The sequence below is a fragment of the Micromonospora sp. WMMA1363 genome, from assembly GCF_030345795.1.
In the GTDB taxonomy this organism is placed as follows: Bacteria; Actinomycetota; Actinomycetes; order Mycobacteriales; family Micromonosporaceae; genus Micromonospora.
Genome location: NZ_JAUALB010000001.1, coordinates 2,624,893 through 2,641,327 on the forward strand (window position 1 = coordinate 2,624,893; position 16,435 = coordinate 2,641,327).

Below are 16,435 nucleotides of genomic sequence, written 5' to 3' on the forward strand. Positions count from 1 at the left end.
GGTTAGGCTAACCTAAGTCACGCGGTCCGCCCATCACCGGTCGCGGAGCACCCGCGCGGGCGCCGCCGACCAGCCGGGCGTGCCAGTCCACCGCCGCCGGGTCGGTCAGCGACGCGACCTGGTCGATCACCACCCGCAGCCGGGCCACGTCGTCCGTGGCGGCGTGCCAGAGCGGCGCGAAGACCGGGTCCAGCCCGTCCGGCGCCCGGTCAGCCAGGACGCCCACCAGGCCGGCGAGGATCCCGCGCTGCCACTCGTAGCGGTCCCGGAAGCCGGGCCGGCGCATCACGTACCGCAGGGCGATGCCCTTGAGCAGCGCGCACCGCGCACGGATCCGGCGCGGCACAACCAGGTCGGCGGCGTACCGCCGGTGCGGGCCGGGACCGAACCGCTCCTCGGTGGCGGCCACCGCGCCGGAGACGAAACGCCCGGTCAGCACGCTGGTGGTCGCCTTCAGGGCGGACTGCGCCCGGTGACTGCCGTCGTAGTCGGCCAGCGGCGCGAGGACCGGATCGGCGAGGAGGTCGACCAGCACCTCCGCGAGGTCGGCAGGCGACTCACCGGAGTACGTCGCGGCGACGTCGGCGCAGAGCGCCGCCCGCTCGGCCGGGTCCACCAGCAGCGGCCGCAGCGTCAGGTACCCGCCGTGGATGCCGTCCTCGACGTCGTGCACCGAGTACGCGACATCGTCGGCCCAGTCCATCACCTGCGCCTCCAGGCAGCGCCGAGGCCCCGCGACGCCAGCCCGCAGCCAGTCGAAGACCGGCCGGTCGTCGGTGTACACGCCGAACTTGCGCTCGCCCGGCCGGCGGGGCCAGGGATACTTGCTGACCGCGTCGAGCGAGGCCCGGGTGAGGTTCAGCCCGGCGGAGGCGCCGTCCGGGCCGATGACCTTCGCCTCCAACCGGGTGAGGACGCGCAGCGTCTGGGCGTTGCCCTCGAAGCCGCCGCAGGCGGCGGCCAGCGTGTCCAGCACGTCCTCGCCGTTGTGCCCGAACGGCGGGTGCCCCAGGTCGTGGGCCAACCCGGCGGCGTCCACCACATCCGGGTCGCAGCCGAGCCGCGCCCCCATCTCCCGGGCGATCTGGGCGACCTCCAGCGAGTGCGTCAGCCGGGTGCGCAGAAAGTCGTCGGTGCCGGCCGTGTGCACCTGCGTCTTGACGGCGAGCCGCCGGAACGCCGCCGAGTGCAGCACCCGGGCCCGGTCCCGTTGGTACGGCGACCGGCCGTACCCGCTGTCCTTCGGCGGTTCCTCGACCCACCGCCGCAGGTCCGGCTCGGGCGCGGTCACCCCCCACCCGGCCGCAGGACGCAGAACTCGTTGCCCTCCGGGTCGGCCAGCGTTGTCCACGTCACGTCGCGCCGGCCGACGTCGACGTGCCGGGCGCCCATGTCCACCAGCCGCTCGACCTCCGCCTCCTGGTCGTCCGGGCGCAGGTCGAGATGGAGCCGGTTCCTGCCGTCCTTGCCGCGCGCGGCTGGCACGAAGACGATGCCGGGCGACCGGTCTGGCGCCTGCCGGATCTCCACCTCGCCCGGCCTCTCCGTGACCACCTGGTAACCCAGCGCCTCGGCCCACCAGCGGGCCAACCGAGCCGGGTCACGGGCGTCGACGGTGAGGCTCTCCCAGGCGCTGCTCATCCCGACAGGTTACGCCGGGCCACACCACGCGGCGTACCGACGACAGCGTCGCACCGGTGCCGCAACCCCCGTTCAGTCCGGAGTTGTCGGCCGATCGCCGACGGTTACGGGATCGCGGACGAAGGTGGGCCAGCGGTAACGTTCCCGACGCGGATCGTCACCAAACAGGCAGGGCCGACCGGTGGGAAAGGACGCTCGTGGACGTTGACACGATGGTGGGTACGGAACTGCTCCGGCTACGGCGCCGCCGCCCGGAGGTGACCGGCGGAGTACTCGCCGGCACCGACGGCATGGTCATCGGCAGCGACCTGCCGGGGACGGATGCCACCCACCTGGCGGCGCTCGCCGCGGCCGGCTTCGGGGTGGCCAGCCGGGTGGCGGCGACCGTGCGACGCGGCGAGTTCCGGGAGGCCATGGTGTGCACCGCCACCGGGACCGTGGTTACCTACCCGGCCGGGCAGGACGCGCTGCTCACGTTGGTCGCCGACAGCACCGATGATCTGGAGGGGCTGCACGCCGAGGCTCGCGCGGTCGCCCACCGGGCCGGCTCGGCGCTCGACGCGCGGCCCCGTGTCACGGCACCCGCGCTCGACGCGCGTGCCCCACACGTCGTGACGACCACGCTGCCGCGCCGAACCGGCGCCCCCACCTGGCGTCGCCCGCCGATCCGCTGAACCGGCGGCGGGCCCGCAAACCGGGCTCGCCGCCGTGCCGTGTTGCGTCAGCGGCTGTCGGAGCCGGCGGTCTCCACCGCCGCACGGCCCGCCTCCAGCCGGGCGACCGGCACCCGGAACGGCGAGCACGACACGTAGTCCAGACCCACGTCGTGGAAGAAGTGCACCGAGTCGGGGTCACCGCCGTGTTCGCCGCAGACACCGAGCTTCAATCCGGGTCGCGCCGCACGGCCCTCCTCGGCGGCGATCCGCACCAGCCGGCCCACGCCGTCGGCGTCGATCGACTCGAACGGCGAGATGCCGAAGATGCCCAACTCCAGGTAGCGCCAGAAGAACGCACCCTCCACGTCGTCCCGGGAGAAACCCCAGCCCATCTGGGTCAGGTCGTTGGTCCCGAACGAGAAGAACTGTGCCGCCTCGGCGATCTGGCCGGCGGTCAGTGCCGCCCGCGGCACCTCGATCATCGTGCCGATCAGCACCTCGACACCACTGCCCCCGACCACCTCGGCGATGATCTTCTCGGCCTCGGTGCGTACGGTCTCCAGCTCCTGCACCGCGCCGACCAACGGGACCATGATCTCCGGGCCGGACCCGAGGCCCTGCTTCGCGCACTCCACCGCGGCCTCGGCGATCGCGCGGACCTGCATCGCGAACAGGCCCGGGATGACCAGACCGAGGCGCACGCCGCGCAGGCCCAGCATCGGGTTCTGCTCGTGCATCCGGCGGACGGCCGCCAGCAGCGCCTCCTCCTTCGCCACGTCCTCACCGCGCTCCTGGGCGACCGCGACGTTCACGGCGAGCTGCTCGAGCGGCGGTAGGAACTCGTGCAGCGGCGGGTCGATCAGCCGGACGGTGACCGGCAGCCCGGCCATCTCCCGGAAGATCTTCACGAAGTCGGCCCGTTGCAGCGGCAGCAGCGCCCCCAGGGCGTCGTTGCGCTCGGTCTCCTCGCGGGCCAGGATCAGCCGCTCGACCAGTTCCCTCCGGTCGCCGAGGAACATGTGCTCGGTGCGGCAGAGGCCGATGCCCTCAGCCCCGAAGCGTCGGGCCCGCGCGGCATCCGCGGCGGTGTCGGCGTTCGTCCGGACGCGCAGCCGCCGCCGGGCGTCCGCATGCGTCATGATCCGGTGTACGGCCCGGACCAGCGCGTCGTCGGTCCGCTCCGGGTCCAGCTCGCCCTCGAAGTACTGCACCACCTCGGACGGCATCACCGGTACCTCGCCGAGGTAGACGTTGCCGGTGGTGCCGTCGATCGACACGACGTCACCCTCGCCGATGGTCTGCCCGGCGACCGTGAACCTCCGTCCCGGGATGTCGATGTCCAGCTCGTCGGCGCCGGAGACACAGGTCTTGCCCATGCCCCGGGCGACCACCGCGGCGTGGCTGGTCTTGCCGCCCCGGGAGGTGAGGATGCCCCGGGCCGCGATCATGCCGTTCAGGTCGTCGGGGTTGGTCTCCCGGCGGACGAGGATCACGGCCTCGCCCTCGCCGGCCAGCTCCACGGCGCGGGCGGAGGTGAAGACCACCTTGCCGACCGCCGCGCCCGGGGAGGCGCCGATGCCCCTGGCCACCGGCTGGAACTCGTGGTCGAGCTTGAAACGCGGGAACATCAGCTGCGCGAGTTGAGCACCGTTGACCCGGTGCAACGCCTCGTCCAGGTCGATGAGGCCCTCGTCGACGAGCTGCCCGGCGATCACGAACGCCGCCGCGGCGGTGCGCTTGCCGACCCGGGTCTGGAGCATCCACAGCTTGCCGCGCTCGATGGTGAACTCGATGTCGCAGAGGTCTTTGTAGTGGCCCTCCAGGCGGGCCATGTAGTCGAGCAGTTCGTCGTAGGACTTCTCGTCGACTCGTTTCAGCTCCTGAAGCGGCACGGTGTTGCGGATGCCGGCGACCACGTCCTCGCCCTGGGCGTTCGCCAGGTAGTCACCGTAGATGCCCTGGGCGCCGCTGGCGGGATCGCGGGTGAAGGCGACACCGGTGCCGGAGTCCGATCCGAGGTTGCCGAACACCATCGCCACCACGTTGACGGCGGTGCCGAGGTCGGCGGGAATGCGCTCCTGACGACGGTAGACCACGGCCCGCTCGGCGTTCCACGACTCGAAGACCGCCCGGATCGCGAGGTCGAGCTGTTCCCGCGGGTCCTGCGGAAACTCCCGACCAGTGTGCTCGCTGAAGATCCTCTTGTACGCGTCGACCAGGCCGCGCAGGTCGTCGGCGTCCAGGTCGAGGTCGTTGGTGGTGCCCTTGGCGCGCTTGGCGTCGTCCAGCGCGTGCTCGAAGGCTTCGCCCGGCACGTCGCAAACGGTCTTGCCGAACATCTGGATCAGCCGGCGGTACGAGTCCCAGGCGAACCGGTCCGCATCGCCGGAGGGGGTCGGATCGGCCGAGCCGCCGGAGGGGGTCGGATCGGCCGAGCCGCCGGCCTGTCGAGCGAGTCCCACGACGCTGCGGTCGTTGAGGCCGACATTGAGGACGGTCTCCATCATGCCGGGCATCGAGAACTTGGCCCCGGAGCGGACGGAGACCAGCAGCGGGTCGTCCGGGGCACCGAGCCGCCGGCCCATGGCCTGTTCCAGCCTGCCGAGGTGGACGCTGAGCTGTTCGGCCAACCCGGCGGGTTCCTCGCCGGTGGCGAGGAACGCCTTGCACGCCTCGGTGGTGAGGGTGAAGCCTGGCGGCACCGGCAGGCCGAGGTTCGTCATCTCGGCCAGGTTGGCGCCCTTGCCTCCGAGTAGGTCCTTCTGGTCCTTGTTGCCCTCGGCGAAGGCATAGACGTACTTGTGATCGACCGTTCCTTGCGCTGCCACCAGAGCCTCCCACGCGCGCCGGAATTGACACCTAACGAAGGTTCAGCTGACACGTACCCTCCGAGGTCGACCATCGGTAGTCCCAGGGCACATGCCGATCGGTGGGCGAAGGTTAAGCGAACATCGCGCGCCCTGGGACCGTTCGGTGACAATGGGCACAGGTATCACGACCATCCGCGTTCGCGACGTTCGTTGGGAACGCTTCCATGCGCACGATCACGCAATCGCCGACTCCCTCGTACTCTTGACGGCACCACCTGCTCATGACGGCACCACCTGCCGGTGGACCTCCCTTTTGCCATAACCGCCGCGAATACACCCCTCGGAGCCATCCCGTGCCCCCCACCGCCGCCACCCCGCAGCAGCAGCCGGAGTCCCGGCCCACCGGGCGACCGACGCCGGCCACGGACAGCACACCGGCCCTGGAAACCGCCGGCTCCGGGACGGAGCCCGACACGCCCACCCTCACGACCCAGTCCATCCCGACGCCGGACGTGACCAGCACCGAGCCGACGGTGGCCGAGTTGGCCCGGCTGGCGGCCCGCTCCGCCGGAACACGACTCACCCCGGCCGCGGTCCGACTGGGTGACGTGGTGCCCGTCCCCGAGCAGGTCCTGCCGGCGCCGGGCCACGACTTCACCCTGCCGCCCGACGCGGCGATCCGGGCCACCCCCGACCCGGCCGTGCGGGGCGTCGCCGAACGGCTCGCCCACCTGCTGCGACCGGCCACCGGATACCCGCTGCCGGTCGTCGACACGGCACACACCGAGCCCGCCGGCGGGATCTCGGTGGTGCTCCGCGACGACCCGACCCTCGGCCCGGAGGGCTACCGGCTCGACGTGACGCCCGCCGGGGTCCGGATCAGCGCCGCCGCCCCGGCCGGACTGCACCACGGGTCGCAGACGCTGCGCCAACTCCTGCCCGCCGCGATCGAGCACGGTACGCCGGTCGACGCCAGCTGGACGATGCCCGGCGGGTCGATCATCGACCGGCCCCGGTTCGGGTACCGGGGTGCGATGCTCGACGTCGCCCGGCACTTCTTCGGCGTCGACGACGTGCTGCGCGTGATCGACCACCTCGTCCGGTACAAGCTCAACCACCTGCACCTGCACCTCACCGACGACCAGGGCTGGCGGATCGCGGTCGACGCCTGGCCCCGGCTGACCACCGTCGGCGGGACGACGGCAGTGGGGGGCGGCCCGGGCGGCTGGTACACCAAGGCAGACTACCGGCGGATCGTCGCGTACGCCGCCGAACGGCACATCACGGTGGTACCCGAGATCGACCTGCCGGGGCACACCAACGCCGCGCTGACCGCGTACCCGGAGCTGGCCCCGGACGGGGCGACGCCGCCGCCGTACACCGGCACCGACGTCGGCTTCAGCTACCTGGACCCGGCCAACCAGCGGACGTACGACTTCGTCGCCGACGTGCTCGGCGAGATCGCCGCCCTCACTCCCGGACCGTGGCTGCACGTGGGCGGCGACGAGGCGTTCAAGGTGAAGGGAGCGGCGTACACCGGATTCGTCGAGCGGGTGCAGCGGATCGTGGCCGGGCTCGGCAAGACGGTCGTGGGGTGGCACCAGCTCGCCCCGGCGGCCCACACCGAGGGACGGGTGCTCCAGTGGTGGGGCACCGACGCCGCCGACCCGGTCACCGCACAGGCGGTACGCCGGGGCGCCCGGCTGATCCTCTCCCCCGGCGACCACGCGTACCTGGACATGAAGTACGCCCCGGACACGCCGATCGGACACGACTGGGCCGGCCTGATCGACGTACGCCGCGCATACGACTGGGACCCGGCGACGCACGTCGCCGACGTGCCGGCGGAGGCGGCGCTCGGCGTCGAGGCCCCGCTCTGGACCGAGTCGGTCAGCTCCCTGGCCGAGATCGAACTCATGCTCCTGCCCCGGCTGCCCGCCCTCGCCGAGCTGGGCTGGTCGACGCGGGCGAGCCACGACTGGGCGGCGTTCCGCGAGCGGCTCGCGGGGCACGGGCCGCGCTGGACGGCAGCCGGCATCACCTACCACCGCTCCCCCGAGGTCCCCTGGCCGACGGACGAACCCACCACCCCACACATCCCGGCCCAGACCGGCGTCAGCACCCCGACCACCTGACGCTCCCGTGCGTCCCGCGGCACCGGCCGAGCCACTCCCGGCGGCGACTGCCACCCCGTCCGAGATCTTGGACCGTCTGATCCGTCTGCCGGGCAGGTCCGTCCAGGATCTCGACGTGCTGGTCGCCACGCCGTCGGTAGGTGTGACCCTGTCTGGGCGGGATGTCCGGTCCGGTGATGGCCTCGCTGGCGCGGATGTCGGGTCGGGGGTGGATGTCGTGTGGCCGGGGTCTCGGTGCGGGTGGAATGGCCGGGTGGGCCCGGTCGTTGTGCCTACCGTGACCGCAGGGCGTCGGCGCGTGCGCGTCGGGGTTCTGGACGTCGCCCGCGTCGGGTGGCCGTGAGCCGGAATGGTTCCGGGCCCGGCTCGGTTACACATCCCGGACCCCCCGAGCGGCACGCCGGGTCGGTCCCCGCCGGACGCCCGAGCGGGCGCCGTTGCCGAAACACCTTGTTGCCGAAACACCTTTCCTACCGCGCCGGGCGCATCCCCCATGCGCGCCGCGGCGTGTCCCCCGAGCGAAAGGGCTTCGATCATCATGCGTACCGATCTTCTGCGTAAGACCGCTCTGACCGCTGCCGGCCTGATCGTCACCGGCGGTGCCGTCGCCGGCCCGATCAGCACCGCGTACGCCGCCGAGAAGCCGGCCGAGCGCACCGGCCAGCGGGAACTGGGCGTGGCCTACGAGGCGCAGCCGAACTTCTACTACTGTGGTCCGGCCGCCGCCCGTAACGCCCTGTCGGTGCAGGGCAAGAACATCGACATGGACGCGATGGCCGAGCGGATGCGCACCACCGAGGCCGGCACCGACTCGATCAACGACATCACCCCGGTGCTGAACACCGAGACCGGCGAGGACGTCTACCGCAGCGTCGAGATCAGCGACGCCGAGGCCGACGACAAGCAGACCGACAAGCTGCGTGACGACGTCGTGCGCACCGTCGACGAGGGTCGCGCCGTGGTCGCCAACATCGCCGGCACCACCACCGACACCGACGGCGGCGTGCACTCCTTCGAGGGCGGCCACTACGTCTCGGTCACCGGCTACCGCCACGACGGCGACGAGGTGAAGATCGCCGACTCGGCGAACCCGAACACCGCCGAGTACTGGGTGACCACCGGCGCCCTGGCCGACTGGATCGCCACCCGCGGCTACTCCACCAGCTGACCCACCACGAACGGGCCGGCCCCCACCGGGGCCGGCCCGTTCGCCGTCCCCGACGACGGTGGCCGGTCAGGGTCGGCGCCCGAGTCAGGGGTCAGCCGCCGGAGTCGGCCAGCTCCGCGCCCTCGGGGACGGTGTCGTCGTCCCGGCTGGCCAGCCAGCCGTCGGGCAGGAAAACCTTGCCCGGCGAGTTGGTCCGGCCGCGCGGCTGGCCCAGTGTCGCAACTGGGAACGGCACCGCCGGGTCGAGCCGGCCGAGCAGATCGTCGAGCTGGGCCAGACTCTCGATCATCGCGAGGGACCGACGCAGCTCGCTGCCGACCGGGAACCCCTTGAGGTACCACGCGACGTGCTTACGGAAGTCGGTGCAGCCGTCCCGCTCGCCCCGGGCCGAGTTCCGCGCACCCGCGGTGAACTGGTCGACCAGCAGCTCCGCATGCCGGCGCATCGTCACCGCCACCTCGCCCAGGGTCGGCAGTCGTCGCTCCGGCGAACCGTTGAATGCTGCCTCCAGGTCGGCGAAGAGCCACGGGCGGCCAAGGCAGCCCCGCCCCACGACGACCCCGTCGACGCCGGCGTGCGCCACCATCCGCAGCGCGTCCTCCGCCTCCCAGATGTCGCCGTTGCCGAGGACCGGCACGTCCAGCACCGCCTTGAGGGCGGCGATCGCGTCCCAGTCGGCGGTGCCCGAGTAGCGCTGCGCCGCCGTACGCCCGTGCAGGGCGACCGCCGCGACGCCGGCGTCCTGCGCGGCAAGGCCCGCCTCGACGTACGTCAGGTGGTCGTCGTCGATGCCCTTGCGCATCTTGACCGTGACCGGCACCCCGGCGGGCGACGCGGCGTCCACCGCCGCCTTGACCAGCCGGGCGAAGAGGCGGCGCCGCCACGGCAACGCCGAGCCGCCGCCCCTGCGGGTGACCTTGGGAACCGGGCAGCCGAAGTTGAGGTCGATGTGGTCGGCGAGATCCCGCTCGACGACGATCCGCACGGCGGCGGCGGTGGTCTCCGGGTCGGTGCCGTAGAGCTGGAGGCTGCGGGGCCGCTCCTGCTCGCCGAAGGCGATCATGCGCAGCGTCTTCGGGTTCCGCTCGACCAGCGCGACCGTCGTGATCATCTCGCAGACGTAGATGCCGCCGCCCTGCTCCCGGCAGAGCTGGCGGAAACCGACGTTGGTGATGCCCGCCATCGGCGCGAGCACCACCGGCGGCCACACCCGGTGCGACCCGATCGTCAGCGGGCGCAGCGCCGGAGCGGTCGTCATCGTCACCGCACAAGTGTACGGAGGGTGTCCTTGTTGACGTCGCTCCGGTAGCGCGGGGAGCCGCAGCCCTTCGTCACACCTCAGCAGCCGGGAAGATGATCGATGAGGTAACGCTCGATCTGGTCCAGGGGGATCCGCTCCTGGGCCATGGTGTCCCGGTTCCGCACGGTAACCGCGTTGTCGTCCAGCGTGTCGAAGTCGACCGTCACACAGAACGGGGTGCCGATCTCGTCCTGACGGCGGTAGCGGCGGCCGATGGCCTGCGAGTCGTCGAACTCCACCACCCAGCGCTTGCGCAGCTGCGCCGCGAGGTCCTTCGCCTTGGGCGACAGCGCCTCGTTGCGCGACAGCGGCAGCACCGCCACCTTGACCGGGGCCAGCCGCGGGTCGAAGCGCATCACGGTGCGCCTGTCCACGCCACCCTTGGTGTTCGGCGCCTCGTCCTCGTCGTACGCCTCCAGCAGGAACGCCAGCACCGCGCGGGTGAGCCCGGCGGCCGGCTCGATGACGTACGGCATCCACCGCTCGCCCTTGGTCTGGTCAAAGTAGGACAGGTCGACGCCGGAGTGCTTGCTGTGCGTGGACAGGTCGAAGTCGGTGCGGTTGGCGATGCCCTCCAACTCGGCGAAGTCGGTGCCACCGAACCGGAACCGATACTCGATGTCGACGGTGCGCTTCGAGTAGTGGGAGAGCTTCTCCTGCGGGTGCTCGTAGAAGCGCAGGTTGGTCTCGGAAAGTCCGAGATCGAGATACCAGTTCCAGCGCTCCCGCAGCCAGTACTCGTGCCACTGCTCGTCGGTCCCCGGCTCGACGAAGAACTCCATCTCCATCTGCTCGAACTCGCGGGTCCGGAAGATGAAGTTGCCCGGGGTGATCTCGTTGCGGAACGACTTGCCGGTCTGCGCGATGCCGAACGGCGGCTTCTTGCGGGCAACCGTCTCGACGTTCTTGTAGTTGACGAAGATGCCCTGCGCGGTCTCCGGGCGCAGGTAGTGCAGGCCCTCGTCGCTCTCCACGGGGCCGAGGAAGGTCTTCATCAGGCCGTTGAACATCTTCGGCTCGGTGAAGGTGCCCTTGTTACCGCAGTTCGGGCAGTTGATGGCCGTCAGCGAGGCGAGCGGCTTGCCGTGCTTCGCCTCGTACGCCTCCTCCAGGTGGTCGGCGCGGAAGCGCTTGTGACAGGACTGACACTCGGTCAGCGGGTCGACGAAGGCGTCCAGGTGGCCGGAGGCGGCCCACACGTCCCGGGCCAGGATCACCGCGGAGTCGAGGCCCACGACGTCGTCGCGCTGCTGGACCATGGTCTTCCACCACTGCCGGCGGACGTTCTCCTTCAGCTCCACGCCGAGCGGACCGTAGTCCCACGCCGAACGGGTGCCCCCGTAGATCTCACTCGAGGGGAAGACGAAGCCCCGGCGCTTGGCGAGGCTGACGACGGCGTCGATACGGTCGGCTGGCATGTTTCTCCTCGTACGCCGGCTGGTTGTCGGCGGGACACGGTGGGATGCACGGTTCGGTTCGGGACAACGGTACGACCAGCGGGGCCCCGGGCCCAGCACAATACCGGTGGCGGGTCAGTTGACCCCGCACACCTCCAGTTCGCCGGTCTGCCGGTCCTGTTCGAGGGTGACCTGCTGGCGGTCGCGGTCCCCACCGGTGAACCTGACCTCGACCGGCACGGTCAGGGTGTTCGGGTCGACATCACCGACCCGGAAGGACGCGATCTGCGGCTCGCCGGCCGCCCGCTGCTCGAACTCCCGCCGCGACTCGCGTCGCTGGGCCTGGTCACACAACTGGTCGTAGGCGGCACCGTACTTCCGATCCGCCAATGCCCGGTAGTAGTCGGTGGAGACGGCGCGCCCCTGCTCGTCGATCGCCCGCACGCCGGTCACGGCAAGCCCGATCACGGCCGCGCCTCCGCCACCGCAGCACAGCAGCAGGGCGAGCGCGCCGGCGCCGAGCCCCAGCCAGAGACGGGTGTTACGCCCTTCGACAGGAGGCGCGGCGAACGGCGGGGCGACGCCGGGACCGGCCGGCGGGGTGGGGACGCCCGGGTCCGCCGGCGAGCCGGATACGGCCGGCGGTTGCGCGCCGCCCTCCCGCCCGGGCACGGAGGGGTACGGCGAGGAAGCAGCCGGTCCGGGAGCGGTCATAAGAGCAATGTAGTGCCCGCAGGCTCACCGGTAAGGACCGGCAGCCCGATCGCTCGCCGCCACGACCACCTCGCCGCCGGGCGTGGCGTCGGCCAGCGCCTCGTACGCCGACGGCTCGTCCACCGATTCGGCGAGCAGCGGAATCGCGGTGATCTTGACGTCGAAGTCCCCGAGTGCCCGCCGGTAGGTACCGACCGACTCCCACTCGGTGAGCAGGCACCAGTGCCGGGGGTCGTCCAGGGCGCGGACCAGTTGGCCCCGCAGGTACCCCGGACGGGCCGCGAGCGCGGCGAGGGCGGCGTGCGCCCGGGCGGTGAAGTCGTCGGCGACATCGACCTCGACCACGAAGCGGTTGGTCACCAGCACCGTTTCCTCCTCGTAGAGTCTGTGGGATGCAGCGTACGCAGAGCCGGTTCGCGGCCCGGTTGGCTCGGGCGAACCCGACGGCGGTGTTCCTGGTCACCCTGGTGCTGGTGCTGGTCGCGTTCTTCACCCCGGGCGTGGTCGGTGGACTGCTCACGCTGGCGCTCGCGTCGGCGGTGGTCGCCCTGCTGGTCACCACGTGGGCGGTGCAGACACCGCAGACCCGGGCGATCCGGTTGCTGGTGTTGACGCTGCTGGTCACGGTGGCCCTGGTGAAGCTGCTCTGACATGCACTCATGCGTTTTTGACAATCATTATCGTTGTTGCGGACAGTTGAGTTCATGAACTTCCGCTCCGCTCCACGCACCCTGGCGGCCACCGCGACCGCCCTGTTGGCCCTCGGCGGCGTCGCGGCCTGCTCCGACGACCAGGCCGGCGCCGACCCGCAGCGGGTCGACGTGGTGTCCGCGTTCTACCCGCTGCAGTTCCTCGCCGAGCAGATCGGCGGGGACGCGGTGACGGTGAGCAACCTGGTCAAGCCCGGCGTCGAGCCGCACGACGCCGAACTCAACCCCAGCCAGGTCGGCGAGGTGGCGCGCGCCGAGCTGGTCGTCTACCTCAAGGGATTCCAACCGCAGGTCGACCAGGCCGTGGCGCAGAACGCCGCCGACCGCGCCTTCGACGTGGCCACCGTCGCGCCGCTGCTCGACGCCGCCGCCGGCGGACACGACCACGAGGGCGAAGAGCACGAGGAGGAGCCCGGCCACGAGGAGGAGACCGGCGGCAAGGACCCACATCTGTGGCTGGACCCGACCCGGCTGGCGGCGGTCGGCGACCAGCTCGCCGAGCGGCTCGGCACGGCCGACCCGGAGCGGGCCGGCGACTACGCCGCCCGGGCGACGGCGCTGCGCGCCGAGTTGGAGAGGCTCGACGCCGAGTTCGCCGGCGGTCTGAAGACCTGCCAGCGGCGGGAGATCGTGGTCAGCCACACCGCCTTCGGGTACCTGGCCGAGCGCTACCACCTGGAGCAGATCGGCATCACCGGGCTCAGTCCGGAGAACGAGCCGTCGCCGCAGCGGCTGGCCGAGGTCGCCGCGGAGGCCCGGGAGCACCAGGCCACCACGATCTTCTTCGAGACGCTGGTCAGCCCGAAGGTGGCCGAGACCATCGCCGGCCAGGCCGGCGCGCAGACCGCGGTGCTGGATCCGCTGGAGGGACTGTCCGCCGACGGCGGCGCGGACTACCTTTCGGTGATGCGCGACAACCTGGCAGCCCTGAGGACGGCGTTGGGCTGCTCGTGACACCCTCCGTTCTCACCGTCACGCGCGGGGTGGTCGGCTACGACGCCCGCCCCGTCCTGCGTGACGTCTCCCTGACCGTGACCGCCGGTGAGGTCGTCGCCGTGCTCGGCGCCAACGGCACCGGCAAGTCCACGCTCATCCGTGCCGTGCTCGGGCTGGTCCCGCTCAGCTCCGGCTCGGTCACCCTGTTCGACCGCCCGCTGCGGCGCTTCCGGCAGTGGCACCGCATCGGGTACGTGCCGCAGCGCCTCGGTGCCGGCGGCGGCGTGCCGGCCACCGTCCGCGAGGTGGTGTCCGCTGGCCGGCTGGCCCGGCGGGGCGTCCTGCGCCCGCCGGGGCGCGCTGACCGGGCCGCGGTGGACGCGGCGCTGGCGTCCGTTGGTCTCGCCGACCGGGCCGGCGACCCGGTCGCCACCCTCTCCGGCGGCCAGCAGCAGCGGGCACTGATCGCCCGCGCGCTGGCCGGCGAGCCGGAACTGCTGGTCCTCGACGAGCCGACCGCCGGGGTCGACGCGGCAAGCCAGGAGGCGTTCGCCGGGGCACTCAAGGACTTCGTGGCCCACGGCGGCACGGTGCTGCTGGTCGCACACGAGCTGGGGCCACTGCGGCCGCTGATCTCCCGGGCCGTCGTCGTGCACGCCGGCGGGATCGCCCACGACGGCCCGGTGCCGGAGCCCGCCGGCCATCACGCCGACCCCGACCACGACCACGTGCACCCACACGGTCCCGACGAACCCGCCGGGCTCTGGAGCAGCTGACCATGGAACTCTTCCAGTACCCGTACATGCAACGCGCCCTGATCGGCGCGCTGGTCATCGGCCTGGCCGCCCCGGCGCTCGGCATCTACCTGGTGCAGCGCCGGCTGGCGCTGATCGGCGACGGGGTCGGGCACGTGGCACTCACCGGTGTCGGCGCCGGCCTGCTGCTCAACCGCTCCCCGGTGCTGGTGGCGGTGATCGTGGCGAGCCTCAGCGCCGTCGCCATCGAGATGGTGCGGGCGCGCGGACGCACCTCCGGCGACCTGGCGCTCGCGCTGCTGTTCTACGGCGGCATCGCCGGCGGGGTGATGCTCGTCGGGCTCTCCGGCAGCACCAGCGCAGACCTCAACGCGTACCTCTTCGGTTCGTTGATCACCATCTCTCCCGGCGACCTGACCACCATCACCGTGCTCGGCGCGGCGATCCTGGTCACCATGCTGGCGCTGCGCCCGGCGCTCTTCGCGGTCTGTCACGACGAGGAGTACGCCCGTGTCTCCGGCCTGCCCGTCCGGGCGCTCAACCTGCTGATCGCCGTCGCGACCGCGGTGACGGTGACGATCGCGATGCGCGCGGTCGGCGTCCTGCTGATCAGCGCGCTGATGGTGGTGCCGGTGGCCACCGCCCAACAGGTGACCCGGGGGTTCCGCAGCACGATGGGGGCGGCGATGGCGCTCGGCCTGTTCGCCGCCGGGTCCGGCGTGTACGTGGCCGCCAACGCCGACACCGCCCCCGGCGCGTCGGTCGTGCTGATGGCGATCGCCTCGTTCGCGGTGGTGGCGCTCGGCGGCGCGGGCTGGCGGGTGCTGCGGCGCCGGAGGCTGGCCGCCGGTACGCCGGTCGCCGCGCCGGAGACCGAGCCACACGAGGTCGTGCTGCACCGATCCTGATCAGCGGTACGCGCCCGGAATTGGTTACCGTTACACGGTGAACAGCGGATCGGGCTACGACGCCTTCGAGGGTGCGAGTGAGCTGCTGCGCGCCCTCTCCGCACCGATCCGACTGGCCATCGTGAACGAACTCGGCGACGGCGAGCGGTGCGTGCACGAGCTGGTCGACAAGCTCGGCGCACCGCAGCCGCTGGTCTCCCAGCACCTACGGGTGCTGCGCGGCGCGGGCGTGGTGCGCGGCTCACGGCGGGGGCGCGAGATCGCGTACGCGCTGGTCGACGAGCACGTCGCGCACATCGTGGCGGACGCGGTGAGCCACGCCGGCGAGGGCACCGTCACCGCCGCGCCGACCACCCACCCCTGAGCCGGCGCTCCTCTCCCACCACCGCCGGTCACGTCGTCGTCCGCGCCCAGCCGCCCGTGACGTTCACGGGGTGCCCCGGGCACGGCGACGTGGCACGCTGGCCGACGTGAAAATCTATGCCGATCGTTCTTCGACCGCCACCCGTCAGTTGCTCACCGACCTGCTCGTCGTCGCCTGGGTGTACCTGTCGGTGCGCGGCGCGCTCTGGCTGCACGACCTGGCGCGGGCGCTCGCCGTACCCGGGCAGAAGCTGGCGGACGCCGGCGACGGCCTGGCCGACAACCTGGCCGAGGCCGGCGGTGCGGTCGGCCGGGTCCCGTTGGTCGGTGACGAGCTGACCGCGCCGTTCGCGCGGGCGGCTGGCGCCGCGGGGTCCCTCGCCGAGGCCGGTCGGGAACAGCAGGAGTTGGTCGACCAGCTCGCTCTGGCGCTCGCCGTCGCTGTGCTGATCTTCCCGCTCGGGGTGGTGCTCCTCGGCTGGCTGCCGCTGCGGGTGCGCTGGATGCGCCGTGCCAGTGCCGCCGCCAGACTGGCCACCGCGCCCGCCGGCCGAGACCTGCTCGCCCTACGGGCCCTGGCCACCCAGCCGCTGGGCCGGTTGACCCGGATCGCCCCCGACGTGGCCGAGGCGTGGCGGCGCGGCGACGACGAGGCGGTCGAGGCCCTGGCCGCCCTGCAGCTGCACCACCTCGGCCTGCGTGGGAAACGCTGACCGTGCCCGCTCCGGCCACCGCCTGCCCTGGTTCTCGCCGTGATTCGCGCCGTGATTCGCGCCGTGCTGAACGGCCTGATCCTCGCGGGGTACCGACCGGCGCCACCACTGACGCTGGACCAAGCCACTGAGGACAACCTGTTTGGGGAGCGGTATTCCTGAGAGGCATAAATATGCCTCTCAGGAATACCGCTCCCCACCGACATCACGAGCCCACCGGATGACGAGC

At 72.0% G+C, this 16,435-nt stretch carries 16 protein-coding genes; 9 read left to right on the forward strand and 7 right to left on the reverse strand.

The window, feature by feature from the left end; translation table 11 throughout:
• Positions 1-7: 7 nt before the first annotated feature.
• The gene (locus QTQ03_RS11975) at positions 8-1,291 is read right to left on the reverse strand and encodes a deoxyguanosinetriphosphate triphosphohydrolase (protein WP_289278074.1); all 1,284 of its coding nucleotides are present in this window, start codon (positions 1,289-1,291) and stop codon (positions 8-10) included.
• The gene (locus QTQ03_RS11980) at positions 1,288-1,641 is read right to left on the reverse strand and encodes a VOC family protein (RefSeq protein WP_289278075.1); all 354 of its coding nucleotides are present in this window, start codon (positions 1,639-1,641) and stop codon (positions 1,288-1,290) included. The genes QTQ03_RS11975 and QTQ03_RS11980 overlap by 4 nt, the downstream gene beginning before the upstream one ends.
• A 197-nt stretch (positions 1,642-1,838) precedes the next feature.
• Here QTQ03_RS11980 and QTQ03_RS11985 point away from each other — a divergent pair, with 197 nt between their 5' ends.
• On the forward strand, positions 1,839-2,315 hold the full coding sequence (locus QTQ03_RS11985) for a roadblock/LC7 domain-containing protein (RefSeq protein WP_289278076.1): 477 nt from the start codon (positions 1,839-1,841) through the stop codon (positions 2,313-2,315).
• 47 nt (positions 2,316-2,362) lie between these two features.
• Here QTQ03_RS11985 and ppdK read toward each other — a convergent pair whose 3' ends face one another.
• Positions 2,363-5,125 (reverse strand): pyruvate, phosphate dikinase, encoded by a 2,763-nt coding sequence (gene ppdK, locus QTQ03_RS11990; RefSeq protein ID WP_289278077.1) that lies wholly within the window; start codon positions 5,123-5,125, stop codon positions 2,363-2,365.
• A gap of 335 nt (positions 5,126-5,460) precedes the next feature.
• Between ppdK and QTQ03_RS11995 the strand changes: the two genes are divergently transcribed.
• Positions 5,461-7,242 carry a beta-N-acetylhexosaminidase gene (locus QTQ03_RS11995; protein ID WP_289278078.1) on the forward strand — a complete coding sequence of 594 codons (1,782 nt, stop codon included), beginning with the start codon at positions 5,461-5,463 and terminating at the stop codon, positions 7,240-7,242.
• Between the two features lie 538 nt (positions 7,243-7,780).
• A complete protein-coding gene (locus QTQ03_RS12000) occupies positions 7,781-8,410 on the forward strand; it encodes a C39 family peptidase (protein WP_289278079.1) in 630 nt (209 codons plus the stop codon).
• 91 nt (positions 8,411-8,501) lie between these two features.
• Here QTQ03_RS12000 and dusB read toward each other — a convergent pair whose 3' ends face one another.
• The 4 genes from dusB to QTQ03_RS12020 all read right to left on the reverse strand — a co-directional run bounded on the left by dusB (position 8,502) and on the right by QTQ03_RS12020 (position 12,187).
• Positions 8,502-9,668 carry a tRNA dihydrouridine synthase DusB gene (gene dusB / locus QTQ03_RS12005; protein WP_289280785.1) on the reverse strand — a complete coding sequence of 389 codons (1,167 nt, stop codon included), beginning with the start codon at positions 9,666-9,668 and terminating at the stop codon, positions 8,502-8,504.
• Between the two features lie 80 nt (positions 9,669-9,748).
• The gene (locus QTQ03_RS12010) at positions 9,749-11,128 is read right to left on the reverse strand and encodes a glycine--tRNA ligase (protein WP_289278080.1); all 1,380 of its coding nucleotides are present in this window, start codon (positions 11,126-11,128) and stop codon (positions 9,749-9,751) included.
• A gap of 114 nt (positions 11,129-11,242) precedes the next feature.
• Positions 11,243-11,821, reverse strand: coding sequence for an Rv0361 family membrane protein (locus tag QTQ03_RS12015; RefSeq protein ID WP_289278081.1), 579 nt, complete (start codon positions 11,819-11,821; stop codon positions 11,243-11,245).
• 24 nt (positions 11,822-11,845) lie between these two features.
• The gene (locus QTQ03_RS12020; RefSeq protein ID WP_289278082.1) at positions 11,846-12,187 is read right to left on the reverse strand and encodes an antibiotic biosynthesis monooxygenase family protein; all 342 of its coding nucleotides are present in this window, start codon (positions 12,185-12,187) and stop codon (positions 11,846-11,848) included.
• Between the two features lie 26 nt (positions 12,188-12,213).
• Here QTQ03_RS12020 and QTQ03_RS12025 point away from each other — a divergent pair, with 26 nt between their 5' ends.
• The 6 genes from QTQ03_RS12025 to QTQ03_RS12050 all read left to right on the forward strand — a co-directional run bounded on the left by QTQ03_RS12025 (position 12,214) and on the right by QTQ03_RS12050 (position 16,206).
• Positions 12,214-12,471 (forward strand): hypothetical protein, encoded by a 258-nt coding sequence (locus QTQ03_RS12025; RefSeq protein ID WP_289278083.1) that lies wholly within the window; start codon positions 12,214-12,216, stop codon positions 12,469-12,471.
• 54 nt (positions 12,472-12,525) lie between these two features.
• Positions 12,526-13,485 carry a metal ABC transporter substrate-binding protein gene (locus QTQ03_RS12030; RefSeq protein WP_289278084.1) on the forward strand — a complete coding sequence of 320 codons (960 nt, stop codon included), beginning with the start codon at positions 12,526-12,528 and terminating at the stop codon, positions 13,483-13,485.
• Positions 13,482-14,243 carry a metal ABC transporter ATP-binding protein gene (locus QTQ03_RS12035; protein WP_289278085.1) on the forward strand — a complete coding sequence of 254 codons (762 nt, stop codon included), beginning with the start codon at positions 13,482-13,484 and terminating at the stop codon, positions 14,241-14,243. Before QTQ03_RS12030 ends, QTQ03_RS12035 begins: the two co-directional genes overlap by 4 nt.
• Before the next feature lie 2 nt (positions 14,244-14,245).
• A complete protein-coding gene (locus QTQ03_RS12040; protein ID WP_289278086.1) occupies positions 14,246-15,130 on the forward strand; it encodes a metal ABC transporter permease in 885 nt (294 codons plus the stop codon).
• A 37-nt stretch (positions 15,131-15,167) separates the two neighbouring features.
• Complete coding sequence (locus QTQ03_RS12045) at positions 15,168-15,494, forward strand: ArsR/SmtB family transcription factor (RefSeq protein WP_289278087.1); 327 nt, start codon at positions 15,168-15,170, stop codon at positions 15,492-15,494.
• 106 nt (positions 15,495-15,600) lie between these two features.
• Positions 15,601-16,206 carry a hypothetical protein gene (locus QTQ03_RS12050; RefSeq protein ID WP_289278088.1) on the forward strand — a complete coding sequence of 202 codons (606 nt, stop codon included), beginning with the start codon at positions 15,601-15,603 and terminating at the stop codon, positions 16,204-16,206.
• Positions 16,207-16,435: the final 229 nt, after the last annotated feature.

Coding starts and splice junctions, on each gene's coding strand:
- QTQ03_RS11980 (WP_289278075.1), bottom strand. CDS start 1,641: ATGAGCAGCGCCTGGGAGAGCCTCACCGTCGACGCCCGTGACCCGGCT.
- QTQ03_RS12000 (WP_289278079.1), top strand. CDS start 7,781: ATGCGTACCGATCTTCTGCGTAAGACCGCTCTGACCGCTGCCGGCCTG.
- dusB (WP_289280785.1), bottom strand. CDS start 9,668: ATGACGACCGCTCCGGCGCTGCGCCCGCTGACGATCGGGTCGCACCGG.
- QTQ03_RS12010 (WP_289278080.1), bottom strand. CDS start 11,128: ATGCCAGCCGACCGTATCGACGCCGTCGTCAGCCTCGCCAAGCGCCGG.
- QTQ03_RS12015 (WP_289278081.1), bottom strand. CDS start 11,821: ATGACCGCTCCCGGACCGGCTGCTTCCTCGCCGTACCCCTCCGTGCCC.
- QTQ03_RS12025 (WP_289278083.1), top strand. CDS start 12,214: ATGCAGCGTACGCAGAGCCGGTTCGCGGCCCGGTTGGCTCGGGCGAAC.
- QTQ03_RS12030 (WP_289278084.1), top strand. CDS start 12,526: ATGAACTTCCGCTCCGCTCCACGCACCCTGGCGGCCACCGCGACCGCC.
- QTQ03_RS12040 (WP_289278086.1), top strand. CDS start 14,246: ATGGAACTCTTCCAGTACCCGTACATGCAACGCGCCCTGATCGGCGCG.